Genomic DNA, 25,882 nt, shown 5'->3' on the forward strand with positions numbered 1-25,882 from the left:
CTCAGGACGGGCAAGCACATCGTGGCAATCGACATGAACCAGCAGGATGCAACCGCGCTCGCGCAGGCGATTGCGGAAGGAATCCTCAGTGCCGAACAGGCCATGGATGCCGCTCTCGACGCAGCAGAAAAATGGCGCCCATTGGGCGCCATTGCATATCTCGATCGCGATCTGGGCCGTGCCGGTGCCATTGCATTCGATGCCGCGCCATCCAGGGCGGCTTTTGCGGGCGTTCCCTCACTGTTCAAGGATCTGGGCGGCCCCTGTGCCGGTCTGCCGATCCGGCTCGGCTCACAGGCATTTCTCAATGCCTCAGCGCAGATGGATTCCGAACTCGGTCGCAGGCTGCGCGCAGCCGGACTCAACTTTTTTGGCACCTCCACCGTGCCAGAATTCGGCTTGGCGCTTGCGAGCGAGCCAGCAGGAGCACCGCCTGCACGCCATCCCTTCGATGAAGCGCTTTCACCCGGCGGGTCATCCGGCGGAGCGGCAGCAGCCGTCGCAGCCGGGATAGTCGCAATTGCGCACGCCACCGACGCTGGCGGTTCCATCCGTGTGCCCGCCGCAACCTGCGGTCTTGTCGGCCTGAAACCAAGCCGTGGCGCCATGCCAGCGGGTCCGCATTTCGGCAATTATCTTGCAGGCATTGCGAGCGAATTTGCGCTCTGTCGCTCCGTCCGTGATGCGAAAGCGCTTCTGCCGCTTGTCGAAGGCAAAACAGAAGGCTTTCTGCCCGACCCGGCAATGCAGGCAGGTGATTTGCCGGAGCGCCTTCGTGTGGGCATCGTGACCGGCGATCTTGCAAACTATCCAATCACATCGGAGCGCCTGCAGGTTGTGGCCGATGCAGCGCATTTCATGGATGCACAAGGTCATACAATCCGTGAAATTCCGGCTTCGGAATTCAGCCCGCTGATCGCTTCCAGCGCACGCGCTTTCGACCGCATCATTTCCGTCAATCTCGCGGCCGCAATCGACTTTCTGGCGCTTGATGAAGACAGGCTTGAACCGCTTACCCGTGCGGTTGCGGAGCGCGGGCGGCGCATGGAAGCCACCGCACTTTACCGCGCCATGAACGGAGCCGTCAGCACCGCACATATGCTCTGGCAGATTTTCCGCGACATCGACGTGCTGATTACGCCTATGCTCGCGCGCGGGCCGATGCCACTCGGTTCCTTTCCCATGGATCACGGCGATGTCGATGCGCATTGGCAGAAGATGAATGCCTTCGCGCCTTATGCGGCGCTAGCGAATATTTCCGGTTTCCCGGCGCTCTCGCTTCCCTTTGGAACCGACGCCAACGGCATGCCGGTCGCCTTTCAGCTCGTGGCGCCAATGGGCGCTGACCGGCTGCTTCTGAACCTTGGCCAGCGTCTGGAGGAGGATCAGCGCTGGCAGCACAGATTTCCCGTTGCGGGGTTGAACATATGACCACGACCGTTCTTGAATTGCAGAACATCACCAAGCGATTTGGCCAGCTTACCGCCAATGACGATATTTCGCTGAAGCTTGAGCGCGGCGAAATCCTCGCTTTTCTTGGCGAGAATGGTGCAGGTAAAACCACGCTGATGAACATCCTGTTCGGCCATTATGTGCCGGATGAGGGCCGCGTCTTCGTCAAGGGCGAGGAAATCCCGCAAGGCAAGCCGCGCGCTGCCATCGATGCGGGTGTGGGCATGGTGCACCAGCATTTCACGCTCGCGCCCAACCTCACAGTGCTTGAAAATATCATCACCGGCACTGAAAGCCTCTGGAAACTTAAATCGGCACATGGACCCGCGCGCACCAAGATTGCCGACATCGCCGGACGCTTTGGCCTGCAGGTTGATCCCGATGCACGGCTTGGCGATCTCTCGGTGGGCGAGCAACAGCGCGTGGAAATCCTGAAAGCGCTTTATAACGACGCCGACATTCTGATCCTCGACGAGCCGACCGCCGTTCTGACCACGCAGGAAGCCGAAAACCTGTTTGCGACACTGAAAGAAATGGCACGTCAGGGGCTGTCGCTGATCTTCATCTCGCACAAGCTGCATGAAGTCATGTCGGCAGCCGACCGCGTTGTCGTCCTGCGCGGTGGAAAGCTTGTCGCTGAGCGCAAGGCCTCCGAAACCTCGAAAGAGGAACTCGCCGAACTGATGGTGGGGCGGCGCGTCTCGCGCCCTGCCCGCGCCGCGGCAACGCCCGGCGAAACCTTGCTGGAAGCAAAGAATGTAACGGTCGTGGAAGATGGCGCGACACGCCTCAGCGATCTCGACTTTCACCTCCGCGCAGGCGAAACGCTGGGCATCATTGGCGTGTCGGGCAATGGGCAGGCAGCGCTTGGGCGTCTCGTTTCGGGTCTCAGCCAGCCTGCGAGTGGCTCACTTGTCATGTTCGGGCAAACGGTCACCAAATTCGACCCGCGCCAGTTTGTGGCGGAAGGTGTTGGCCGTATCCCGGAAGATCGCAACACTGAAGGCGCAATCGGTGATCTTACGCTTTGGGAAAATGCTGTGCTTGAACGCGTGCGTGATCCGCAGTTCTCCAATGGTCTTCTGGTCAATCGCGCGGCTGCGCGTGAATTTACCGACCGCATCATCAAGGATTTCGATGTGCGCGGCGGCACGCCTGATAGCCGTATTCGCCTGCTTTCCGGCGGCAACATGCAGAAGCTTATTCTGGGTCGCAATCTTGAAACGGCTCCCCGCATTCTGATCGCGGCGCAACCGACGCGTGGCCTTGATGAAGGTGCGGTCGCGGCCATCCATGCCCGCATTCTGGAAGCACGTGCCAAGGGAGCCGCAGTACTGCTAATCTCGGAAGATCTGGATGAAATTATCGGCCTGGCGGATCGTGTTCAAGCGATTGTCAAGGGGCGCCTCTCCCCACCCATCGACGCGGAAGAAGCAGATGCACAAAGGCTGGGCCTGATGATGGCTGGCGAGTGGCAGACAAATACCCAGAAGGGGCTCAATTGATGCGTATTGAAAGACGCGAAACACGGCCCATGGCACTGGTAGCAACCGCACCAATTATCGCCGTTTTGACCGCCTTTGTGCTTGCCGGTCTGCTGATCGCCGCCGCTGGTGCGCCGGTTTTGGAATCCTTCCGCCAGATAGCCATCGGCGCTTTCGGTAACAAGCTTTCGATCACCGAAACACTCACCCGCGCAACACCCCTGATGCTGACCGGCCTAGCGGCTGCCGTCGCCTTTCGCTCAAAACTCTGGAATATCGGCGCCGAAGGCCAGTTCTATATGGGGGCTCTTGCGGTCGTCGCCTGTGGCACGCAGTTGCAGCTTCCAGCCGCTATTCTCATTCCGCTGCTGCTCGTGGTCGGTGCGATTGCGGGCATGATTTTCCTGCTTATTCCGCTCGGGCTTCGCCTCCGCTTCGGTGTCGATGAAGTGGTGACGACACTACTCTTGAACTTTGTTGCCGTGCTCATCGTCTCGATGATGATCGAAGGGCCGATGAAAGACCCCCTCGCCTTTGGCTGGCCGCAATCCGAGCCTGTGCCGGATGCGGCGGTGCTGCCGAAAATCATGGCGGGCATGCGACTGCACGTTGGTATCGTCATCGCAATCGCTCTGGCGCTCATCATTGCCTATGTACAGAAGCGCACCGTCTTCGGGCTTGAAACCAAGGCTGCCGGTCTCAATCCGCAAGCCGCGCGCTTTGCAGGCGTTCCGCTTGGCAAGACGCTGGTGAAAGTCGCCTGCATTTCCGGTGGTCTTGCGGGCCTTGCAGGCGCAATACAGGTCATGGGCGTTAAGGGTTACGTCACAACTGACCTCTCACCGGGCTTCGGCTATTCCGGTATCATTGTCGCCATGTTGGCCAATCTGAATCCTATCGGCGCGATCTTCTCAGCGCTTTTTGCAGCCGCAATGTTTGTCGGTGCCGACGGCATGAGCCGCGCTATCGGCATTCCAAGCTTCATTGCCGATGTGACTGTGGCGCTGTCGCTTCTGACCATGCTGGTTGCTCTGTTCTTCACACAATACAGGATCGCCCGATGAACGAGTTGATGGATATCCTGCTCTCCGCAGGCCTCTGGGTCTCGGTCCTGCGCATTGCAACGCCGCTGATCTTCGGCACGCTCGGCGCACTTTATTGCGAACGGGCGGGTGTGCTTAATCTCGGCATTGAAGGCATCATGACCTTCGGCGCGATGATCGGCTGGCTGACGGTTTATAATGGCGCAGACCTCTGGGTGGGCGTGCTTGCGGCAGCAGCATCGGGCGCCGTGTTCGGCCTGCTTCATGCAGCCCTCACCGTGCCGCTCGGCCTGTCGCAGCATGTTGTGGGCTTGGGCATCACATTATTTGCATCGAGCCTTAGCTATTTCCTGTTTCGTCTTCTGGTACCGCTCTCTTCAACTCCGCCGACGATCACACCATTCCAGCCGGTCAATCCGTCCTGGCTTGCAGATATCCCGTTCGTCGGACAGGTGCTTGGCACGCAAACGGCGCTCACGTGGATCGCCATTCCTCTGGCACTGCTGCTTGGTTATGTGCTTTTCCGCACGCCGCTCGGCCTTGCGATCCGCATGACTGGCGAAAACCCGCATGCAGCCGAAGCGCAGGGCATCAACCCGATCCGCGTGCGCATTTTCACAATCATGTTCGGCAGCGCGCTCATGGCTGTCGGCGGCGCGTTCCTTACGCTTTCCGCCTTCAATTCGTTCTTCCCGACGATGATGCAGGGGCGCGGGTGGGTCTGTATTGCGCTCGTCGTCTTCGCGTCATGGAAGCCTGCACGCGCACTTCTGGGTGCGCTGCTGTTCGCGCTGTTCGATGCTTTCCAGCTCCGCTTGCAAACGGTTTACGGTAAGGTCGTGCCTTACCAGCTTTTCCTGATGATCCCTTATATCATGTCGATTGTGGCGCTGATCGTCATGGCGCGGCGTGCACGTGTTCCGCAGGCGCTGATGCAGCCTTATCGTCGCGGAGAGCGTTGACAACACAACCGGCAGCAAGGCAGGCGACGGCGAATACGGCCAGCCCGCCGAGGAAGTCGCTCAAATGGTGTCCGCCGTGTAAAAGCAAAGCGGGCACCATCAGTATATTCAGGGCCAGTACGGGCAAGCGCAGCCACACGATCTGCCATGTCAAGAACACCGACATGACCGCCATTACGGTATGGAATGATGGAAAGCCTATGAGGCCGAGCACATTGGCTGGTGACAGATAGTCGACACCTTGTATCGAAAGACGAACAAGTTCTGCGGCATAGGTCGGGCCAACGGGAAGACCAAGCTTTGCCTCGACGTTCGCGGGCAGTGTCGAGACGGCGGATGCTCCGAATGACGGGAAGAACGCCCATATCGCCATGGAGACTAGCGCGCCAATCATTCCGGTGATGAGAAAATGCGCGAGTCTACGGGACTGCCCCGTGAAACCAAGCAGAAGCACCACGATGACCAGTTGCGGCAAAGACGTGAAATAAACGACCTTCAGAAGCTTCGCGAAGCCGGGCCGTTCGGAAAAGAACAGGACCAGACTTGGCCAGTGATAGTCCATCAGCTGGTCAACACTCACCCAGAAATCGTCAATTCGCGGGAAAAGGATCGGCAGCAACATATAGTTGAATACCGAACCGACCAGAGTGAACAATATGAAGCCCGCCGTCAGAATGAGCGTTTCCGAAATGCGCGCATCATGTCTGACCAGACGATAGAACAGGCCAAGCATGATCGTTCCGAGACCGATCATCCCGTAGCCTGTCCAGTCTACGCGAATGCCCTTCGCGGCAATCAGAAGAATGTCGATTGCGCCCAACGCACCAACGACAGTCAGAACAAATCGCTCATAACGCGAGAATATCATCAGCGCTCCCAATTGATCTCATAATCGACCAAAGAGCTGAAGTTCACGTTAAACGTGCAAACAAAAACGGCGCCCGAAGGCGCCGTTTTCTTTTATGTTGTCGAACTTATGCAGCGCTGGACTTGCCGCTCTTTTCAAAGCGCTTGCGCTCATTCGGGTCGAGGTAGAGCTTGCGAAGACGGATCGACTTCGGCGTCACTTCAACCAGCTCGTCGTCCTGAATCCACGACAGGGCGCGTTCCAGCGTCATCTTGATCGGCGGCGTCAGCTTCACGGCTTCGTCCTTGCCCGAGGCGCGAACGTTCGTGAGCTTCTTGCCCTTCAAGACATTCACTTCAAGATCATTGTCACGGCTGTGGATGCCGATCAGCATGCCCTGATAAACCTTGACGCCAGCGTCGATGATCATCGGGCCGCGATCTTCAAGGTTGAACAATGCGTAAGCAACAGCTTCACCCTGATCGTTGGAGATCAGAACGCCGTTGTTGCGGCCAGCAATTTCGCCCTTGTACGGCTGATAGTCGTGGAACAGGCGGTTCATGATCGCCGTGCCGCGCGTATCGGTCAGGAGTTCCGACTGATAGCCGATAAGGCCACGGGTCGGAGCGTAGAACACCATGCGAACGCGGTTGCCGCCCGAAGGACGCAGTTCGACCATTTCGGCCTTGCGTTCGGACATCTTCTGCACAACCGTACCGGAATATTCTTCATCGACGTCGATGACGACTTCTTCCACCGGCTCCAGCTTTTCGCCGTTCTCGCCGTCCTTCATGACGACGCGCGGCCGCGAAACGCCAAGCTCGAAGCCTTCACGGCGCATGTTTTCGATCAGAACCGCAAGCTGCAATTCGCCACGACCGGAAACGAAGAACGAATCTTTTTCGGTCGATTCCTCGATCTTGAGCGCAACGTTGCCTTCAGCTTCCTTGAGCAGACGGTCGCGGATAACGCGGCTCGTCACCTTGTCGCCTTCGGTGCCCGCATAAGGGCTGTCGTTGACGATGAAGGACATGGTCACGGTCGGCGGATCGATTGGCTGAGCAGCGAGAGGCTCGCTTACCGAAGGATCGCAGAACGTGTCGGCAACAGTGCCCTTGGAAAGACCGGCGATAGCGACGATGTCGCCTGCATGGGCTTCGTCAATGGCCTGACGCTCGATGCCGCGGAAAGCGAGGATCTTCGAGATACGGCCATTTTCGAGCAGCGAACCATCCTGACCGAGAACCTTGACGGCCTGGTTCGGCTTGATCGAGCCGGAATGGATACGACCGGTGATGATGCGGCCCAGGAACGGATCGGCTTCGAGGATCGTACCGATCATACGGAACGGACCTTCAGCAACCTTTGGCGCAGGCACGTGCTTCAACACGAGGTCGAACAGCGGAGCCAGACCTTCGTCCTGCGGACCTTCCGGGTTCAGCGCCATCCAGCCGTTACGGCCTGAACCGTAAAGGATCGGGAAGTCGAGCTGTTCGTCGGTCGCGTCGAGATTGGCGAAGAGGTCGAACACTTCGTTGATGACCTCTTCATGACGGCCATCCGGACGGTCGATCTTGTTGATCGCAACGATCGGACGCAGGCCGACTTTCAGCGCCTTGCCAACGACGAACTTCGTCTGTGGCATCGGGCCTTCGGCAGCGTCAACGAGAACGATAGCGCCGTCCACCATCGAAAGGATACGCTCAACCTCACCGCCAAAGTCGGCGTGGCCCGGCGTGTCGACGATGTTGATACGCGTGTTTTTCCAGACAACCGAAGTGGCCTTCGCGAGAATGGTGATCCCGCGTTCCTTTTCGATGTCGTTGGAATCCATCATGCGCTCTGCGACGCGCTGGTTGTCGCGGAACGAGCCGGACTGCTTCAGGAGTTCATCGACCAGAGTGGTTTTGCCATGATCGACGTGTGCGATAATAGCGATATTACGCAATTCCATATGGAGATCACTTCTATATGAGTTGGGAGCCGCGCCAACAGACCCGCGCGGAAAAACAATGCGGCGCTCTTACAGGTTTTTTTGCATTTTAGAAAGGGGCAGCGCGAAACTGCCCCTCAATTAACCCGAAAAACCTGAATTTCATTGCGTTTTTACAGTGTCATTCTGACAGTTTTTTGAATTCTTTTCGGGCATGTCGCTATCGAAAAACCGGTTTCCACTTTTTCGCGACATGCCTGAGCCTTATAAAAGCGTACCTGACAAAATGACCAGCGCGACGCTGAAATAGATCACAAGACCGGTCACATCGACCAGAGTTGCAACGAAAGGCGCCGATGCGCTGGCCGGATCGAATCCGAGCCTTTGCAGTATGAAAGGCAGCATGGAGCCTGTCAGCGAGCCGAAAGTCACGATACAGACCAGCGCCATACTGACGGTCGCGGCCACCAGAATCCAGTGTTCGCCATAGTCGTATATGCCGAGCGTCTGCCAGATGGCGATGCGAATGATGCCAATGACGCCGAGGAAGCTGCCAAGGGCCAACCCCGTTGGCAATTCGCGCAGGGCGACACGCCACCAGTCCTTGAGCTTGATTTCCTGCAAGGCCAGCGCGCGGATAATCAGCGACGTCGCCTGCGAACCGGAATTACCGCCGGATGACATGATGAGCGGGATAAACAGCGTCAGCACCAGAGCCTTTTCAAGCTCCAGCTCGAAATGCTGCATCGCGCTCGCGGTCAGCATCTCGCCCAGGAAAAGGATACCAAGCCAGCCGGCGCGCTTCTTCAGCATCTCGCCGAATCCAATGCGCATATAAGGCCGGTCCAGAGCCTCCATACCGCCGAAACGATACGCGTCCTCGCTTGCCTCTTCCGTCATGGCGTCGAGCACGTCGTCGACAGTCACAATGCCTATGATGTGGCGGCTTTCGTCCACGACAGGCACGGCCAGAAGATCGTGCTTGCGGAACAGGCGCGCCACTTCCTCACGGCTGGCGAGAGGCGAAATGGTAATCGGCTCTTCGTCGCGGGCAATGGACAGAATCGGTTCGTCCGGCTGGCGGATGATGAGGCGGCGCAAGCTGACCACACCCAACAGAACACGGCTGGACGGATCGACCACATAGATCGCATAAACCGTCTCGCGCGTGCGTTCAACCTTGCGGATATGTTCCAGCGTCTGGCCAACATTCCAGTTGGAAGGCACGGCTATGAACTCGATGGTCATGAGGGATCCCGCCGTATTCGGCGGATAGCCCATCAGTTTCTTCAGCGCGACCTTGGTTTCAGGCGCGAGAATGGGAAACAGGCGTGCACGATCATCGTCTTCCAATTCCTGAAAAACGTCGGTTGCACGGTCGGCCGACATGCCGTCGAGCAGAAGGCTTGCTAGGCCGGGCGGGAGGGTAGCGATGATTTCGGTAGCACGGTGCAGTTCCGGCTGGTCGAGCAGACGGATGGCATCTTCGTGCGAAAGCTGCGCGATGACGGCGACTGCATCATCGGCATCAAGTTCGTTAATGAGTTCCACTGCGTCGCCGGTACGCATGTCCGCAATGCGGCTTGCGATGGCAGCAGCAGGGAGGTCGGCAACATTGAGTACTTCCGGGAAGAAGTTGTTGTCGGTCATGGGCTTGCCTTTCTGTCGATCCGCCGTCGAAGGCAGACCGTGCAAGCCGACCGCGAGCGATCAGATCACGAACTGCCTTGACGGCTGAAACAATCGACTGTGACTGTCGCTGGGCATAAGAGAATAAAACTCCGGTTGAAAATGCTGCCGCAGAAATTCGGCTGCGGGCGTGATGTGCGCTTGGTCGTCAACAAAGTCAAGCCCTTCGAGACAATGTCGAACGCTTTTTCGTCCTGCCATCAAGCTGCATGCGGCAAACGCCGCCAAAGCAGAAAAGAACCGGTGGCAATGAAGCCCATGGTGGGGATGAGCGTCGCGAAAGCGACCAGCGGATCGCCCATCAGGGCAGCGATGGCTCCGCCGACAAGACCACCGCCCATCTGGAAAAATCCCATCAATGCCGAAGCGGCACCAGCCATGCCCGGAAACGGTGCCATGCCTGCCGATGTCATCACCGGCATGACCAGAGCGATCCCGAAGGCAAAGAGCGCCATCGGCGCCATAACCAGCAGGTAGGATGGTTCCAAGAAGCTCAGCAAAACAATGATGATGCTACCGGCAATCACAATTGCCAGATAACCCGCCATGGCAAGCTGTCGCGGATTGTAGAACGTCATCAGACGACGAAACAGCAACCCGCCAGCGAGATAACTCCCGGTCTGCAGCAAAAGACCCATTCCAAAATGGGTGGCCGACATACCAACCCGCCCCATCAGAATGAAAGGCAGAATGGTTGCAGCCGTATAGAGCGCTCCCGTGGTGCCGCCAACACCAAGGCTCGCATAGATGAAATGGCGGCTTGTCAGCAGAGTTCGGTAAGAACGAACCAGCTCACGCGGGCGGATGCGGCTGAGATCGCGTGCCACCGTTTCCTTGATGACGAAGAGCGCCATCAACACGACCAGCAATCCAAGGATCACCATCACCACGAAAATCGCGTGCCAGCCGAAGAACTCCATGGTGAAACCGCCGAGCGTCGGCGAAATTGCAGGCCCAATCGCAATCACGATACCAATGAGATTCATCACGCGCGCCGAGGCTTCATGGGTGAAAAGATCGCGCACGATGGCGCGGGAAACCGTTACACCGACGGCAGAACCCACACCTTGCAGAAAGCGTGCGGCCAGCAGGACCTCTATCGATCCGGAGAACAACGCCAGAACGCTTGCGGCCAGATAGATGCCCATGAATGCAATGGTGATGGGTCTGCGCCCAAAGCCATCAGACAGCGGCCCGCAGATGAGCTGGGCAAAGCAGAAACCGGCGAAGTAGATGGATAGCGTGAGCTTGACCAGCGCATCGGTCGTACCAAAAGCATGAACGATTTCGGTCATGGCAGGTGTGTAAAGCGACATAGACATTGGGCCGATAGCAGCAAGCAATCCGCCCACTATACCGACACGCAGCTCGCTCATCACCGGGCGTTCGTTTTCCTGTTCCGGGCGATGCTGCGGCTGGACGTTCATGAAATGCGATGCTCGTTTACGACCGGCTAGGGTCTGCGAAAAATAGCCCGCGATATTGGCGACCCGCGCGCAAGCAATCCTTATTCGCAGTGCGGAACAGGGTCAAGCAAAGGCGGCTTCTCACTTTATTTGGCTGTTCAGACCCTTGCTCCACCGGCAAGTAAATCCTAAGTCTGGTTCACCTCGAATTCATCTGAACCGGAGTTTCATCATGTCCGACAAGACTGCTTACAATCACGCGCTGACTGAATGGAACGGACCGCTGGGCCTGCCGGATTTCACCGCTTTCAAAGATGACGATTTCGCATCCGCATTCGATGCCGCGTTGGCTGCGGACCTCGCAGAAGTGGAAGCCATCGCCAAGGCGACGGACAAAGCGACCATCGACAACACACTCAAAGCTTTGCAATTGACCGGTAAGGCGCTCGACCGCGTATCCGCAGTTTTCTGGATGCGTGCTGGCGCCCATACCAACAACACGATCCAGACTCTGGAACGCGAGATAGCGCCGAAAATGTCGCGTCATTATTCGCGCATCATGATGGACCCGGCGCTTTTCGCCCGCATTGACGCGCTCTATGAAAATCGCGACATGCTGGACCTCGACACCGAGACCAAACGCGTTCTTGAAAAGACGTGGAAAGGTTTTGTCCGCTCCGGAGCCAAGCTCGATGAAGCGGGCAAGACGGAGCTTGCAGGCATCAATGAAAAGCTTGCCGGACTTGGCGCGCGATTTGGTCAGAACGTGCTGAAGGATGAATCGAGCTGGGCCCTGTTCATCACCGATGAAGCCGACCTCACCGGCCTGCCGGATTTCCTGAAGAACGCCATGCAGAGTGCCTCCGCCGAACGCGGCAAACCTGATTCCTGGGCGGTTACGCTATCACGTTCGATTGTCGAGCCATTCCTTTCCTTCTCCGAAAACCGTGAACTGCGCGAACAGGCGTTCAATGCCTGGGCAAAGCGCGGTGAGAATGGGGGCGAAAGCGACAATCGTGAAATCGTGCGCGAAATGGTGGAACTGCGCGAGCGCAAAGCCCATCTGCTCGGTTACGCCAACTTTGCAGCCTACAAGCTCGACGACACCATGGCCAAGACACCTAAGGCAGTCATGGACTTGCTTGAGCCGGTCTGGGACAAGGCGCGCGCCAAGGCCCATGAAGAAGAGGTCGAACTGGAGCGCCTGATCGCAGCCGATGGCGGCAATCACAAGGTTGCTCCATGGGACTGGCGCTTCTATGCCGAAAAACTGCGTGCCGAACGCTTCGCCTTTGATGAAGCGGAACTGAAGCCTTATCTTCAGCTCGAAAAAATCATTGAGGCAAGCTTCGATGTGGCGACCCGTCTTTTCGGCATCCGCTTCGAGGAAAAGAAAGGCATCGCCGCATGGCATCCCGACGTGCGCGTGTTTCAGGTGTTCAACGCGGACGGCAGTGAACGCGGTCTTTTCCTCGGCGACTATTTTGCGCGCACCTCAAAGCGTTCTGGCGCATGGATGAGTTCCCTGCAATCGAGCCACAAGCTTGACGGCGGACAGAAGCCGATCATTTACAACGTGATGAATTTTGCGAAACCAAAGGCTGGTGAACCTGCCCTGCTCTCGCTTGATGATGCGCGCACGCTGTTCCACGAATTCGGTCATGCACTGCATGGGCTTCTCTCGGATGTGACCTGGCCCGCCGTTTCCGGCACCGCCGTTTCCCGCGATTTTGTGGAACTGCCGTCGCAGCTTTACGAACACTGGCTTACAGTTCCGGCTGTTCTCGAAAAATACGCCGTGCACTATCGCACAGGAGAAGCCATGCCGAAGGCGCTCCTCGACAAGGTGCTTGCGGCCCGTACTTTCAATGCAGGCTTCAATACGGTCGAGTTCACCTCATCCGCGCTGGTGGATATGGCGTTCCATACCGGCAAGGAAAAGATCGCTGATCCGCTCGCTTTCGAGGTGAAGACGCTGGAAAAGCTTTCCATGCCGGATGCGATTATCATGCGTCATCGCACGCCGCATTTCACTCACGTCTTCTCCGGCGACGGTTATTCCGCTGGCTACTACTCCTATATGTGGTCGGAAGTGCTGGATGCAGACGCTTTCTCGGCATTCGAGGAAACCGGCGACGCCTTCAATCCTGAACTGGCGGCGAAGCTGAAGCAGCATATCTATGCCGCTGGCGGTAGCCGTGACCCGGAAGATCTTTACAAGGCATTCCGTGGCAAGATGCCGACACCGGACGCGATGATTGAAAAGCGCGGCTTGAATTAATCCAAAAACAAAAGGCCGGGAAACCGGCCTTTTTCAGTTTTTATGAGTCAGAATATTCACAAGCCGACCGTACGGGTCACGCATGTAGAAACGACGCACGCCCCATTCCTCATCGGCCGGACCATATTCGACGGGAAATCCCAACGCGATCGCGCGCTCCAGCACGGCATCGACATCATCGACCTCGATGGAAAGATCGGGCACCGGTGTGCCCGCCCCGCCCTCACTCATGATGCTCACCTGTACCCGTGCCTGCGCATCCGTGGCATAGGTGACGATCCAGCCGAAATCCATCGCCACATCAAGGCCCAGCAAGTCGCCGTAGAAGCGCTTTGCCGCCGCAGGATCGGCGGCTGCAATATTGGCAACGATGCGGCGGACGGCCATCAGTATTCGCCGAGCTTGATGTCCGGCGTGTAATCGACGCCGTCGACTTCCTTCACCACCGGCTGACCGCAATGCATGACGCCGGTTGCGGCGTTGAAAGCATAGGTCGGCGAACCATAGAGCTGCCAGCCCTTGTTGAGCGCCGCCGTGACGCGATGACAGAATGCGGAATCATCCGGACCTGTGATGAAACGATATAACTTCATGCTGTTACTTCCTCTGTTATAACTTTACGTCCGCCTTCGCGAGCACGCGCTCGGCTATTTCAAGATGAAGACGTTCGACCATCTGCCCGTCGAGCGAGACGACGCCTTTCTCGGCATTTTCAGGCCGGGCAAAGACTTCAACGACAGCGCGGGCATGGGCCACCTCGTCTTCGGTTGGTGAGAAGGCCCGGTTAGCCGCTTCAACCTGGCCTGGATGAATCAACGTCTTGCCGTCGAACCCCATGGCGGCACCTTGCGCGCATTCTGCCTCGAAGCCAACGCTATCCCGAAAATCATTGTAAACGCCGTCGAGAACGGTGATCCCGCCAGCGCGCGCTGCGAGAATGATCTGCATTAGCCATGGGACGAGATAAGGTCGCCCCGGTTGCGGGCGCACACCGGTTTCCCGCGCAATATCGTTCGGCCCGACGACGAAACAGGCAAGCCGTACCGCCGAACGATGTCCAAGAACGGCGATTTCGTCGGCGTTGAGAATACCGCGCGCGGTTTCGATCATCGCCCATACACCAACTGCCGGATCGGCATCCTGACGATCAAGCCGGTTGGCCGCGTCGATTATATCCTGCGGTCGTTCAGTCTTGGGCAGAAGGATGGCGTCCGCCCCCATCTTCGCAGCCGCCGCGACATCATCCCTGCCCCACGGCGTTTCCGCCGTATTGACCCGTACAATCCGCTCGAAATTGACCTTCGGATGGCTTGCGAAATGCACCGCCAGCGCATCGCGCGCCGCGACCTTCGCTTCCGGCGCGACGGAATCCTCCAAATCATAGATCACGCAATCCGCTGAAAGGGTCAGCGACTTCTCGAGAGCGCGAGCATTGGCGGCAGGAACGAAGAGGACAGAACGGCGCGGACGAACAATAGTTTTCATGTCCCGATTTGTGCACGGAACCATCCCGCTGCGCAAGCGCCGAGAGCGCGAGCAGGCAGGCCCTTGAAAACCTGTATCGACACGCCTATTTTCCAGCCTTCGGTTGGAATGCACCCGCCGCCCGCAGCCTTACGGCCATGGTAAAGCATTCTGAAACTTCGTTTTTGTTCCGGTGACGGCAGAAACGGCAATGCGGGCACCCGTTCATGAAAACGCCGCTCACAACCAGGAGCGAAAACAATGACCACGGCTATTATCGCTGGGACCAATAACGCTGACTTCAAGCATCAGGCCCGCCGTCTGCGGCAGGCTTTGAGCGAGGAAGGCATCACCATCAGCCACGGCAAGGCACTCGACCTTGTGGCGCGCCAGTCCGGCACACGTGACTGGAATACGCTTGCCGCCAATGACGGCAAGGTGGCACCCGCACCCGTTGAGGACGATACCGCGCCTTACCGCGTCGGACAGCGCATTACCGGCATGTTTCATACCACGCCGTTCGATGCCCGCATCATCGCCGTCGAGGAAACGATCAAGCCCGAACTCTGGCGCATCACGCTTCAGTTCGATCCGGCCATCGATGTGGCGGTTTCGCCGAACCTCTCAATGCGGCGCAGGCGTTATACGATCGTCGTTGGCACGGATGGCAAATCCCGCCGCCTGACCGGCAGCGAGACCGGTGGCGTCGCCCTCAACGTCGGATAATTGCGTGAACTGCGTCAATGACGCATGATCCGGAAAACTTGACGCGGTTTCCAGACAGGATTATGCGCATAACCCGACAGTCGGACTATCCGGCGCGCTTGTCCGCGCGTCGGATATTTCGCGAAACGGGTCGGGAGTTGCGACCTATTGGGCAGTTTCGGCCTCAAACGTTGACTCTCGGTCAAGCTGATGTAAACCAGTTTGCAAATTGCAAATTCCCAACCGACAGGTTCAGGACATGGATAAGTTCACCAAGCTCACGGGCGTTGCCGCCCCCCTGCCGATCGTCAATATCGATACGGACATGATCATCCCGAAGGATTACCTGAAGACGATCAAGCGCACGGGTCTGAGCAAGGGTCTTTTCGCCGAAATGCGCTTCAACGAAGACGGCACCGAAAACCCGGATTTCGTCCTGAACAAGCCGGGCTATCGCAACGCGCAGATCCTCGTTGCTGGCGACAATTTCGGCTGCGGCTCCTCGCGCGAGCATGCGCCATGGGCTCTGCTTGATTTTGGCATCCGTTGCGTAATCTCGACCTCATTTGCCGACATCTTCTACAATAACTGCTTCAAGAACGGCATTCTGCCGATCAAGGTCAGCCAGGAAGATCTGGACAAGCTGATGGACGACGCCTCGCGCGGCGCCAATGCGACCCTTACCGTCGATCTCGAAGCCAAGGAAATTCACGGTCCGGATGGCGGTTCGATTTCCTTTGATGTCGATGATTTCAAGCGCCACTGTCTGCTCAACGGTCTCGATGATATCGGCCTGACCATGGAAAAGGCTGGCAGCATCGACACATTCGAGGCCAAGCGCGCTGAACAGCGTCCCTGGGCATAATGTCGGTATGCACTATATATACTCGGCCAGAATACCCGGTCGCAGGTCTGGCGGCCTGCACAAGTGAATAGGACACGATTGGCTGGAATGGCCCGAGAAGATCAAAGCGGCGACTGGGCGGGACGTCTCTCGCCCTCGCTGGACGAAATAGAATCCATCGCGATTGAGGCTCTTGCGCATCTGCCGCAGGAGTTTCGTGCGTTGTGCGGCGACATTATCATCCAGATCGCCGACTTTCCTGACGACCAGATCATCGAGGATATGGGGTTGGAAACGCCTTTCGACCTGCTTGGCCTTTTCGAAGGTCGCGGCATCGGCGAACGTTTCAGCCTGCAGACGGGCGAAGGCCCCAATCGCATCACGCTCTACCGCCGTGCGATCCTCGACTATTGGTCCGAACATGAAGAAACGCTGGGCGATATCATCACCCATGTTCTGATCCACGAAATCGGCCATCATTTCGGCTTGTCCGATGACGATATGGAAAATATCGAGGCACAGGCCGAGTAGAACCGCTCGAGCAGGATCAAAGCGTCAAGTTTTGTCGTTTTCGACGAAACCATCGGCAGTTCCAGCAGTTCCTCCTTGGATTCTGGCACAATCGCATACAGATATTGCATTGAGAGAATGCTATAGATTCTCCTGATGCAACTAGCGGTCTGATTCCGACATTTGCATCCCTCGGATATGAGCGCTGAGCAAATGTCGGAAGCAAAAAGACTACTAGTAACCTTATGAATCTAGTGGATTTTTCGAATTTGACGTTTGAAACGGGATTTATATCGGACGGGTATCAAACGTCAAATTCAATCCACTAGAGTAGCGATATGAGCATCTCCCCTGCCATCTACCAGCTTCTCCTCGTATATGTGACTTACATCATTGCAGCAGGCAGCCCCGGTCCGAGCACAATGCGGATCATGGGCGTGGCGATGGATCAGGGCCGCAAGTCAGGACTTTTCTTTGCTGCCGGTGTCGTTACGGGCTCCATTTTCTGGGGCGTGATGGCCGCGACCGGCGTTTCGGCCATCCTCACACGATTTGCCGAAGCTCTGTTCATCCTGAAAATCTTCGGCGGGCTTTATCTGCTTTATCTTGCCTTCAAGGCCGGGCGGGCGGCCATGACATCGGACGAAGCATTGGCTATGCGAACTTCCGGCAGCAAAACAATTTTGTCCCATGGGGAGCTTTATCGCCGTGGCCTTCTGATGCATCTGTCAAACCCGAAGTCCATTCTGTCCTGGATCGCATTGGTTACGCTGGGGCTTGGCGCCAATTCCTCATGGCCACATCTGGCAGCATTTCTGGGCGGCTGCATCGCGCTCAGCGTGACCATTTTCTGCGGCTATGCCATCGTATTTTCCACTATGCCTATGGTGCGCCTCTATCGTCGCGCGCGCCGCTGGATCGAAGGCGTACTCGCGGCTGTTTTCGGCCTTGCCGGTATCCGCCTGCTTCTGTCGCGCTAATCCGTTTGAGAAAAGAGCACCATGAAACTCTTCAAAGGTCTTTCCGCCTTTCCGCTCACACCAATCGATGCCGCGGGCAAACTCATGGAGGATACGCTCTGCGTCTTTCTTGAGCGCATCTGCGAGGCGGGAGCGGATTCTATCGGTCTTCTGGGAAGCACTGGCAGCTATGCCTTTCTCACGCGGGAACAGCGGTTGCATACGATCAACACCGCCGTCAGGTCTATCGGCGGCAGAACACCGATCATCGTCGGCGTTGGTGCGTTGCGGACAGATGAGGCGCAAGCACTGGCGCGGGAGGCCGCAGATGCCGGTGCAGACGGGCTGTTGCTGGCGCCTGTTTCCTATACACCGCTGACACAGGAAGAAGTGTTCCAGCACTTCAAAGCCGTTGCCGAGACGACCGACCTTCCCCTTTGCATCTACAATAATCCCGGCACGACAAAGTTCATCTTCAGCGATGAACTGATCGCACGGCTTGCCAATGTAAAGAATATCAGCGCGATCAAGATGCCCCTGCCCGCAAACGGTGAATACGAGGGTGCCATCTCCAAATTGCGTTCGGAAGCTCCATCAAGCTTCGTCATAGGCTTTAGCGGCGACTGGGGTGCGGCGGATGCGCTTCTGGCTGGCGCGGATGCCTGGTACAGCGTGGTTGCAGGGCTTCTTCCCGAGCCAGCGCTGGCGTTGACGCGCGCGGCACAAAGCGGAGACAGGGCGGAGGCGGAACGCCTCAATGCAGCTTTCACGCCGCTTTGGGATCTGTTCAAAGCCCACAGCAGTTTCCGCGCAATGTATGTCATTGCCGACCTTCTGGGCCTCGCGAAAATCGCGCCACCACGCCCGATCCTGCCACTGGGAACCGGGGTGTATGAGCAAGTAGAAAAAGCACTTGATGTATTAGCGATCGAAGTGACGCGCCGATAAGCTTGCGAAATAGAAGGCGCCCTCGTCGGGCGCCTTTTGCATTTCTTTGTTAAGCCACGCTCAGGCGAACATCGATGTTGCCGCGTGTTGCATGCGAGTATGGGCAGACGATATGCGCAGCCTGAACAAGCTCGTCTGCCTTCGCCTTGTCCACGCCCGGAAGTGCCACTTGCAGCGCCACATCAAGCCCGAAGCCAGTGCCATCTTCACGCGGACCAATGCCGACCGTCGCAGTCACGGTGCTGTCTGCCGAAATGGCAACTTTCTCCTTGGCAGCAACGAATTTCAACGCGCCCAGGAAGCATGCAGCATAGCCGGAGGCGAAAAGCTGCTCAGGATTGGTGCCCTCGCCACCCGAACCGCCGAGTTCCTTCGGTGTATCGAGAACGACACTGAGCCGTCCGTCGGCAGTCTTGGCGCTGCCGGTGCGGCCGCCGGTTGCTGTGGATTGGGTTGTGTACAGAATTGGCATTTGGGCTTCTCCTTTGGTTTGTCTCCGTAGCCAAACTTGCAGATAATTAAATTGTGCGCAATATAGTTTTGCGAAATTTAATTTCACAATTAAGTGACGCGCAATCCAATTGCGTATGATGTATATATTTGCCAAGGAGTTATCATGATGAAGCGCAACGATCAGGATTCCAATCTCGGTCTTTCCAACATGGTCTGCTTTGCGATCTACTCGACCGCGAATGCGCTGACGCGTGCCTACCAACCGATCCTCAGCAAGCTTGATCTGACCTATCCGCAGTTTCTGGTGATGATCGTTCTTTGGGAACAGGACGACCGAACCGTTTCGGAGATTGGCGCAAAGCTCAATCTCGATTCAGGAACCCTGACCCCTCTGCTGAAGCGCCTTGAAGCCGCCGGACGTATCGCGCGTCGGCGTGACCCGCAAGATGAGCGGCAAGTCCGCATCACATTGACCGACGAAGGCAAGGCACTGCGCATGAAAGCCGAGAGCATCCCCGAACAGGTGTTCTGCGCACTTGGTCAGCCCATCGATGAGTTGCGGGATTTACGCACGCGATTGCTCAATATACGCGGCAATCTTTCAGACAGCATTTCCCGCTAAAAAAAGCGCCGGTTTCCCGGCGCTTTTTAATATCAGTACTGAGTACAGCAGATCAGGCAGCAAGAGCCTTTGGCTTGATCAGGCCGCGCGCGACCAGCAGCTCTGCAATCTGGATGGTGTTGAGCGCAGCACCCTTGCGCAGATTGTCCGAAACAACCCACAGAGCCAGACCGTTCTCGACGGTGATGTCTTCGCGGATACGGCTGATATAAGTCGCATCTTCGCCAGCGGATTCGTAAGGCGTGATGTAGCCACCGTTCTCATGCTTGTCGACAACCTGGCAGCCTGGAGCTTCGCGCAGAATCTCGCGTGCTTCTTCCGGCGTGATCGGGTTTTCAAACTCGATATTGACCGCCTCGGAGTGACCAATGAAGACCGGAACGCGAACAGCCGTTGCCGTCAGCTTGATCTTCGGATCGAGCATCTTCTTGGTTTCGGCCACCATCTTCCATTCTTCCTTGGTGTAGCCGTCTTCCATGAAGACATCGATATGCGGGATCACGTTGAACGCGATGCGCTTGGTGAACTTCTTCGCAGAGACAGGGTCGGCGACGAAAACAGCGCGCGACTGTTCGAACAGCTCATCCATGCCTTCCTTGCCTGCGCCTGAAACCGACTGATAGGTCGACACAACGACGCGCTTGATCTTGGCAACATCGTGCAAAGGCTTCAGAGCCACGACGAGCTGAGCCGTCGAGCAGTTCGGATTGGCAATGATGTTCTTCTTGCGGAAGCCTTCGACTGCATCCGGGTTCACTTCCGGCACGATCAGCGGCACTTCCGAGTCATAACGCCAGGCCGAGGAATTATCGATGACGACGCAGCCCTGCTTGCCGATCTTCGGCGACCATTCCTTGGAAATCTCGCCGCCAGCAGACATCAGGCAGATGTCCGTATCGGAGAAATCATATGTGTCGAGCGCCTTGACCTTCAGCGTCCGGTCGCCATAGGACACTTCCGTGCCCTGGCTGCGGCGCGATGCAAGCGCGACAACTTCGTCAGCCGGAAAGCCGCGTTCTTCGAGGATATTGAGCATTTCGCGCCCGACATTTCCGGTGGCGCCGACAACTGCAACCTTGAAACCCATTTTTCGTCTCCTGTCCCTCTCCGCTTCCAGATTCGGAACCCCGCAGGCCACGCGGGACTTCCGCCCCCGGGCCAGACCCGGGGAGAGGGCGAGCAGGCCAAGGGAATCAGACCGTTTTCGTGGTCGTTTTAGTAATGGCCGTGAGTGTTTTGGAAATCGAAGGCATGCGCGCTGCCCCGGCAAAAATGCCGGCAGTTCCAAGCGAAACTGACGCTACGTTGACGCGATCCACGCGGGTTCTCCTTCGTTCGCCACTGCTTTTACGCGGTTTATAGATGGAGTCAATTCTCCAACCTTCAAGGAGCGCATTTTTTGGCGCTTAAGAGCGCATTTCGATCTGATTGGATCAGATCAGCGCTCTAATCGTTGGCTGTCCACGCACATCTTATCCGATCGAAGCAGGATCAGAAATCAGTCCAGTGGACTGATTTCCCTGCGTAGGCGTTTCACACCTTTCGGGATGCGCTTTATTAATTTTCCGTAGTATTTCAAGCCGTCAGTTCTGTCTCATACTAAAGACTACTGCACGAATCCCCTTTTTCGGTTCATCATGCAAGTGTGAGGAGAGCGCCCGGACAGTTGAGAGGAACTGTTCCCGGCGCAACAGACGAACTTCATTTACCCGGTGAAGAAGGATCGTCTTACATTTGCCCGTCAGGGGCTCTGTTTGGGAGGACAGATTAATGGCAGTCTCGTCAAGTGCCGATGTCGGCACGCAGAAAATGACGAGCGAAGAACGCAAGGTGATCTTTGCGTCATCGCTTGGTACCGTCTTCGAATGGTACGACTTCTATCTCTACGGAACGCTTGCTGCCTTCATCGGCGCGGCCTTCTTCAACGAATATCCGGAAGCAACCCGAAACATCTTCGTTCTGCTCGCTTTCGCGGCAGGCTTCCTCGTCCGTCCGTTCGGCGCTCTCGTCTTCGGACGCATCGGCGATCTCGTCGGACGTAAATACACATTCCTTGTCACCATCGTCATCATGGGTGCATCCACGTTTCTCGTGGGCATCCTGCCCGGCTCGGCCACGCTCGGCATTTTCGCACCGATCATCCTGATCGCCCTGCGCATGCTGCAGGGTCTGGCACTCGGTGGCGAATATGGCGGTGCTGCAACCTACGTTGCCGAACATGCTCCGAACAATCGGCGCGGCTTCTTCACGTCATGGATCCAGACCACGGCAACGCTCGGCCTGTTCCTGTCGCTGCTGGTGATCCTCGGCATCCAGGCTTTGTTGAGTAAGGAAGCCTTCGCTGCCTGGGGCTGGCGCATTCCGTTCCTCGTCTCCATCTTCCTGCTCGGCATTTCCGTCTGGATTCGCATGCAGATGAGCGAGTCGCCCGCATTCAAGCGCATGAAGGAAGAAGGCAAGACCTCCAAGGCCCCGCTTTCCGAAGCATTCGGCCAATGGAAGAACGCCAAGATCGCACTCATCGCCCTCTTCGGTCTTACCGCCGGTCAGGCCGTGGTGTGGTATTGCGGTCAGTTCTACGCCCTGTTCTTCCTCCAGAACGTTCTGAAGGTTGAAAACCAGTCGGCAAATATCATGGTCGCCATCGCGCTCCTGATCGGCACCGGTGGTTTCGTCTTCTTCGGCTGGCTGTCCGACAAGATCGGTCGCAAGCCGATCATCATGGCAGGTCTTCTGCTTGCTGCCGTAACTTACTTCCCGCTGTTCAAGGCTCTCACCGGCGCTGCAAACCCGGCTCTCGCACAGGCTGAACAGACCATCAAGGCAACCGTTACTGCTGCCCCCGGCGATTGTAACTTCCAGTTCAACGCCACCGGCACGTCGAAGTTCACTACCTCTTGCGATGTTGCGACAAGCTTCCTCGCCAAGAGCTCGGTGCCTTATGAGATTGTGCAGACAGCAGCAGCCGGCACCCCGGCAACCGTCACGATCGGCGACAGCACGATCACGTCTTACGACGCGGTTCAGGCTGGAGCAGATGCTGCGGCCAAGCAGTCAGCCCTGTCTCACGACGTGAACCTTGCCCTGCAGAAGGCAGGTTTCCCGCTCGTTCGCGACCCTGCGAAAGTGACGGACAGCAAGCTTGATGCATTCGTCGCCGCCAATCCGGAACTTCAGCTGAATGCCGAAGCCATCCGCGGCGGAGACAAGACCATGGTTCCGGCTGCCGATCTGGTGAAGCAGAAGCTTCTGACCCAGACCGAAGCTGACGGCCTTGGCGTCAGCACCGATCAGGCTGTCTACACCATCCCGAATGCCGGTGCGTTCAAGATGGTCGCCGACCCTGCACAGGTGAACTGGTTCCTGACAATCGCCATCCTGACCATCCTCGTCATCTACGTGACGATGGTGTACGGCCCGATTGCCGCGATCCTCGTCGAGATGTTCCCGACCCGCATCCGCTACACCGGCATGTCGCTGCCATATCACATCGGCAACGGCTGGTTCGGCGGCCTGCTTCCGGCTGGCGTGTTCGCACTGAGCGCTGCCAGGGGCGACATCTATTACGGCCTCTGGTATCCGATCATTATCGCCTCCATCACCTTTGTGATCGGCATGATCTTCGTCAAGGAAACCAAGGGTGTCGACCTGCACAAGCTCGACTAGCCAACGCGCCTACAAACGAGAAAACGCCGCCCATCGGGCGGCGTTTTCATGTTCGTCTGATGATCTATCTGCGATATTGCGCTTCGATCTCGATCAGCTTCTGCTTCCGCCAGAGACCGCCGCCATAACCGGTCAGCGATCCGTCCGCGCCAATCACACGATGGCATGGAATGACGATGGCAATCTGGTTCGCCCCATTGGCCCGGGCGACCGCACGCACGGCAAGCGGCTTTTCCATGGCCTGCGCCAGTTCACTGTAACTCCGCGTCTCTCCGGCCCGAATGTTCTGAAGTTCCCGCCAGACCCCTTGCGTAAAAGCACTGCCATGCAGCACCAGCGGCAAATCGAACGTCGGAGAATTGCCGTCGAAGAAGGCATTCAACTGCTGCTCGACGAGGTCATGGGTGCTGAAACGACCGATCCCCAGATCACCGCGACAGGTAGTATAGAGCTTCTTCAGTTCCGCTGACAGCGCCTTGCGATCAGCAAACTCCAGAAGGTGCAGGCTTCGCGCATCACAGATCGCGATCATCGTACCAAGCGGTGACTTGATCCAGTCAGCGCGCAGCAAACCATCACCCCGCAATTTTCCGGGTGGAAGCCCGAGAATACGTGCGAAGGCACTCCGAAAAGCTTCCGGGGATTCAAAACCCGCATCAATCTGGGCGTCGATGACGCGCCCGCCATCGGCAAGCGCCTGGAACCCGTGCCGCAAGCGTTCCTGCCGCGCCATTTCCAGAAATGTCATTCCGAAATGACGGCGGAAACTGCGACGGACGGTCGAGAGATCAAGCCCCATTCGGGCAACATCCTCTTCACTCCAGCGTCGTTCCGGATCGGCTTCAAGCGCATCGAGAAGCTTCTTGACGGAAGGCTCCGCCTCGGCAGCGGGTTGTAACGGATGACATCTTTTGCAGGGCCGAAAACCATCGGCCATGCATTCGGCAACCGATGCGAAAAAGCGGCAGTTTTCCTGTTTCGGTTTCCGCGCCGGACAAGTCAGGCGGCAGAAAATTCCGGTTGAGACAACACCGACATAGGCCCTGCCCTCATAAGCGGCATCGCGGGCGACAAGTGCGTCGTAGAGTTTGTTTTGATCTGGGAGCGTGAACAACATGCAGCTATTCTTATGCAGCAGAGCAGGAATTTACAGCCTCAAATCGGGCGCTTATTCAAAAAAGAAAAGCCCGCCATGCAAAGTGCAAGGCGGGCTTTCATCAAGCGATCTCGTCGCGCTTATTCAGCGGAAAGCTTCGAAAACTTGTCGAGGATGGCATCGCCCATTGCGACAGTGCCAACCTTGGTCTTGCCTTCCGACCAGATGTCGGCGGTGCGCAGACCATCATCGAGAACCTGCGCAATCGCGGCTTCCAGACGGTCGGCTTCATCGACGAGGTTGAACGAATAACGCAGGCACATGGCAAGCGAAGCGATCATTGCAATCGGATTGGCAACGCCCTTGCCAGCGATATCCGGTGCAGAACCGTGGACGGGCTCATAAAGCGCCTTGCGCTTGCCGGTTTTGGAATCGACAGCCCCGAGCGAAGCGGACGGCAGCATGCCGAGCGAGCCGGTCAGCATTGCAGCAACGTCCGACAGCATGTCGCCGAACAGATTGTCCGTCACGATAACGTCGAACTGCTTCGGCCAGCGCACGAGCTGCATGCCGCCAGCGTCGGCCAGCATATGCTCCAGTTCCACATCGGCGTGCTTGTCCTTGTGGCGAGCGGTGACGACCTGATTCCACAGGACGCCCGACTTCATCACATTGCGCTTTTCCATCGAAGTGACCTTGTTGCGGCGCGTGCGCGCCAACTCGAAGGCAACATCGGCGATGCGCTCGATTTCGTAGGTGTCATAGACCTGCGTATCGATACCGCGCTTCTGGCCATTGCCGAGGTCGATGATTTCCTTCGGCTCGCCGAAGTAAACGCCGCCGGTCAGCTCGCGCAGGATGAGGATGTCGAGACCCTCGATCACTTCCGGCTTCAGCGAAGAAGAATGGGCCAGAGCCGGGTAGCAGATGGCCGGACGCAGATTTGCATAGAGCTGCATGTCCTTGCGCAGACGCAGAAGACCGGCTTCCGGACGCACTTCATAAGGCACATCATCCCACTTCGGACCGCCGACAGCGCCGAACAGCGTGGCATCGGCAGCCAGCGCCTTCTCCATATCAGCATCCGAAATCGCCTGACCGTGCGCGTCGTAAGCACAGCCGCCAACCAGACCTTCTTCGGTTTCAAAGCCGAGATTGAGGCCCGAGTTGAGGAAAGCGATGATCTTGCGGACTTCCGCCATCGCCTCTGGGCCGATGCCGTCGCCGGGCAGGAGAAGGAGTTTTCTGGATGCCATAATGCCAAGCCTCTGTTTTGTTTCGCATATTCCGGAAAACAATGACCCGTTTTGCCAGAAATACTGCGTTCAAATCCATGACAGCAGCGAAGAGCATATAGCCGTCCGATACCATCTTTATCAAGTTCCGCGAGGGTTATAGAGCCCTGTTGTCCGACAAGCAATAATGCGCGTGGCTGAAACTTATGAAAAAGATAGGGGCTTGTGCAGAAATTATATAACAGCCGATAGAGCGCGTGCTGTTCAGCGCTTCAGGCCGCCA

The 25,882-nt window shown here is 57.2% G+C and carries 23 protein-coding genes; 12 read left to right on the top strand and 11 right to left on the bottom strand.

What is annotated here, in order from left to right:
* Window positions 1–33: 33 nt before the first annotated feature.
* From AAE521_RS11415 to AAE521_RS11430, 4 genes are read left to right on the top strand one after another with little or no spacing between them, the layout of a single operon-like run.
* Entirely contained in the window at window positions 34–1,431 is a 1,398-nt protein-coding gene (locus tag AAE521_RS11415) for an amidase (RefSeq protein ID WP_071630942.1), read from the top strand.
* Window positions 1,428–2,957 carry an ABC transporter ATP-binding protein gene (locus tag AAE521_RS11420; RefSeq protein WP_342061364.1) on the top strand — a complete coding sequence of 510 codons (1,530 nt, stop codon included), beginning with the start codon at window positions 1,428–1,430 and terminating at the stop codon, window positions 2,955–2,957. The genes AAE521_RS11415 and AAE521_RS11420 overlap by 4 nt, the downstream gene beginning before the upstream one ends.
* Window positions 2,957–4,000: an ABC transporter permease gene (locus tag AAE521_RS11425; protein WP_151558576.1), complete on the top strand. Its 1,044-nt coding sequence runs from the start codon at window positions 2,957–2,959 to the stop codon at window positions 3,998–4,000. Before AAE521_RS11420 ends, AAE521_RS11425 begins: the two co-directional genes overlap by 1 nt.
* A complete protein-coding gene (locus AAE521_RS11430; RefSeq protein WP_071630945.1) occupies window positions 3,997–4,941 on the top strand; it encodes an ABC transporter permease in 945 nt (314 codons plus the stop codon). The genes AAE521_RS11425 and AAE521_RS11430 overlap by 4 nt, the downstream gene beginning before the upstream one ends.
* Here AAE521_RS11430 and AAE521_RS11435 read toward each other — a convergent pair.
* The 4 genes from AAE521_RS11435 to AAE521_RS11450 form a co-directional block, all read right to left on the bottom strand.
* Window positions 4,877–5,809, bottom strand: a complete 933-nt coding sequence (locus AAE521_RS11435) for a phosphatase PAP2 family protein (protein WP_342061365.1) — start codon at window positions 5,807–5,809, stop codon at window positions 4,877–4,879. The two genes, AAE521_RS11430 and AAE521_RS11435, sit on opposite strands and share 65 nt — an antisense overlap.
* A gap of 106 nt (window positions 5,810–5,915) precedes the next feature.
* The gene (typA, locus tag AAE521_RS11440; protein WP_071630947.1) at window positions 5,916–7,742 is read right to left on the bottom strand and encodes a translational GTPase TypA; all 1,827 of its coding nucleotides are present in this window, start codon (window positions 7,740–7,742) and stop codon (window positions 5,916–5,918) included.
* A 243-nt stretch (window positions 7,743–7,985) separates the two neighbouring features.
* Entirely contained in the window at window positions 7,986–9,371 is a 1,386-nt protein-coding gene (gene mgtE, locus AAE521_RS11445; RefSeq protein WP_342061366.1) for a magnesium transporter, read from the bottom strand.
* 239 nt (window positions 9,372–9,610) lie between these two features.
* Complete coding sequence (locus AAE521_RS11450; protein WP_071630949.1) at window positions 9,611–10,837, bottom strand: multidrug effflux MFS transporter; 1,227 nt, start codon at window positions 10,835–10,837, stop codon at window positions 9,611–9,613.
* Between the two features lie 211 nt (window positions 10,838–11,048).
* On the opposite strand from AAE521_RS11450, the gene AAE521_RS11455 reads away from it, so the two are divergent.
* Window positions 11,049–13,097 carry a M3 family metallopeptidase gene (locus tag AAE521_RS11455; protein ID WP_071630950.1) on the top strand — a complete coding sequence of 683 codons (2,049 nt, stop codon included), beginning with the start codon at window positions 11,049–11,051 and terminating at the stop codon, window positions 13,095–13,097.
* A 33-nt stretch (window positions 13,098–13,130) separates the two neighbouring features.
* Here the strand turns inward: AAE521_RS11455 and AAE521_RS11460 are convergent, their stop codons facing one another.
* From AAE521_RS11460 to AAE521_RS11470, 3 genes are read right to left on the bottom strand one after another with little or no spacing between them, the layout of a single operon-like run.
* Entirely contained in the window at window positions 13,131–13,484 is a 354-nt protein-coding gene (locus tag AAE521_RS11460) for a VOC family protein (RefSeq protein WP_342061367.1), read from the bottom strand.
* Window positions 13,484–13,690, bottom strand: a complete 207-nt coding sequence (locus AAE521_RS11465; protein WP_002965766.1) for a DUF1737 domain-containing protein — start codon at window positions 13,688–13,690, stop codon at window positions 13,484–13,486. The genes AAE521_RS11460 and AAE521_RS11465 overlap by 1 nt, the downstream gene beginning before the upstream one ends.
* Before the next feature lie 16 nt (window positions 13,691–13,706).
* Window positions 13,707–14,582 carry an HpcH/HpaI aldolase/citrate lyase family protein gene (locus AAE521_RS11470; protein ID WP_342061368.1) on the bottom strand — a complete coding sequence of 292 codons (876 nt, stop codon included), beginning with the start codon at window positions 14,580–14,582 and terminating at the stop codon, window positions 13,707–13,709.
* Between the two features lie 240 nt (window positions 14,583–14,822).
* Here AAE521_RS11470 and AAE521_RS11475 point away from each other — a divergent pair, with 240 nt between their 5' ends.
* From AAE521_RS11475 to AAE521_RS11495, 5 genes are all read left to right on the top strand, one after another.
* Entirely contained in the window at window positions 14,823–15,287 is a 465-nt protein-coding gene (locus AAE521_RS11475; RefSeq protein ID WP_061347736.1) for a glyoxalase superfamily protein, read from the top strand.
* A gap of 238 nt (window positions 15,288–15,525) precedes the next feature.
* Complete coding sequence (leuD, locus tag AAE521_RS11480; protein WP_061347735.1) at window positions 15,526–16,131, top strand: 3-isopropylmalate dehydratase small subunit; 606 nt, start codon at window positions 15,526–15,528, stop codon at window positions 16,129–16,131.
* Between the two features lie 87 nt (window positions 16,132–16,218).
* On the top strand, window positions 16,219–16,641 hold the full coding sequence (locus AAE521_RS11485) for a metallopeptidase family protein (RefSeq protein WP_012092734.1): 423 nt from the start codon (window positions 16,219–16,221) through the stop codon (window positions 16,639–16,641).
* A 317-nt stretch (window positions 16,642–16,958) separates the two neighbouring features.
* Window positions 16,959–17,600, top strand: coding sequence for a LysE family translocator (locus AAE521_RS11490; RefSeq protein WP_143132702.1), 642 nt, complete (start codon window positions 16,959–16,961; stop codon window positions 17,598–17,600).
* Between the two features lie 21 nt (window positions 17,601–17,621).
* Window positions 17,622–18,527: a dihydrodipicolinate synthase family protein gene (locus tag AAE521_RS11495; protein ID WP_342061369.1), complete on the top strand. Its 906-nt coding sequence runs from the start codon at window positions 17,622–17,624 to the stop codon at window positions 18,525–18,527.
* 49 nt (window positions 18,528–18,576) lie between these two features.
* On the opposite strand, the gene AAE521_RS11500 is transcribed toward AAE521_RS11495, so the two are convergent.
* Entirely contained in the window at window positions 18,577–18,999 is a 423-nt protein-coding gene (locus AAE521_RS11500) for an organic hydroperoxide resistance protein (protein ID WP_342061370.1), read from the bottom strand.
* Window positions 19,000–19,146: 147 nt separating this feature from the next.
* On the opposite strand from AAE521_RS11500, the gene AAE521_RS11505 reads away from it, so the two are divergent.
* Window positions 19,147–19,602, top strand: a complete 456-nt coding sequence (locus AAE521_RS11505; protein ID WP_342061392.1) for a transcriptional regulator OhrR — start codon at window positions 19,147–19,149, stop codon at window positions 19,600–19,602.
* A 52-nt stretch (window positions 19,603–19,654) separates the two neighbouring features.
* Here the strand turns inward: AAE521_RS11505 and AAE521_RS11510 are convergent, their stop codons facing one another.
* Window positions 19,655–20,689: an aspartate-semialdehyde dehydrogenase gene (locus AAE521_RS11510; protein WP_010658488.1), complete on the bottom strand. Its 1,035-nt coding sequence runs from the start codon at window positions 20,687–20,689 to the stop codon at window positions 19,655–19,657.
* 683 nt (window positions 20,690–21,372) lie between these two features.
* Here AAE521_RS11510 and AAE521_RS11515 point away from each other — a divergent pair.
* Window positions 21,373–23,268: an MFS transporter gene (locus tag AAE521_RS11515; RefSeq protein ID WP_151558074.1), complete on the top strand. Its 1,896-nt coding sequence runs from the start codon at window positions 21,373–21,375 to the stop codon at window positions 23,266–23,268.
* Between the two features lie 64 nt (window positions 23,269–23,332).
* On the opposite strand, the gene AAE521_RS11520 is transcribed toward AAE521_RS11515, so the two are convergent.
* Window positions 23,333–24,385: a bifunctional transcriptional activator/DNA repair enzyme AdaA gene (locus AAE521_RS11520; RefSeq protein ID WP_151558076.1), complete on the bottom strand. Its 1,053-nt coding sequence runs from the start codon at window positions 24,383–24,385 to the stop codon at window positions 23,333–23,335.
* A 119-nt stretch (window positions 24,386–24,504) separates the two neighbouring features.
* Window positions 24,505–25,620: a 3-isopropylmalate dehydrogenase gene (gene leuB / locus AAE521_RS11525; protein ID WP_151558078.1), complete on the bottom strand. Its 1,116-nt coding sequence runs from the start codon at window positions 25,618–25,620 to the stop codon at window positions 24,505–24,507.
* Window positions 25,621–25,882 lie beyond the last annotated feature (262 nt).

This window comes from Brucella cytisi, assembly GCF_038433355.1.
GTDB classification, from domain to species: Bacteria; Pseudomonadota; Alphaproteobacteria; order Rhizobiales; family Rhizobiaceae; genus Brucella; species Brucella cytisi.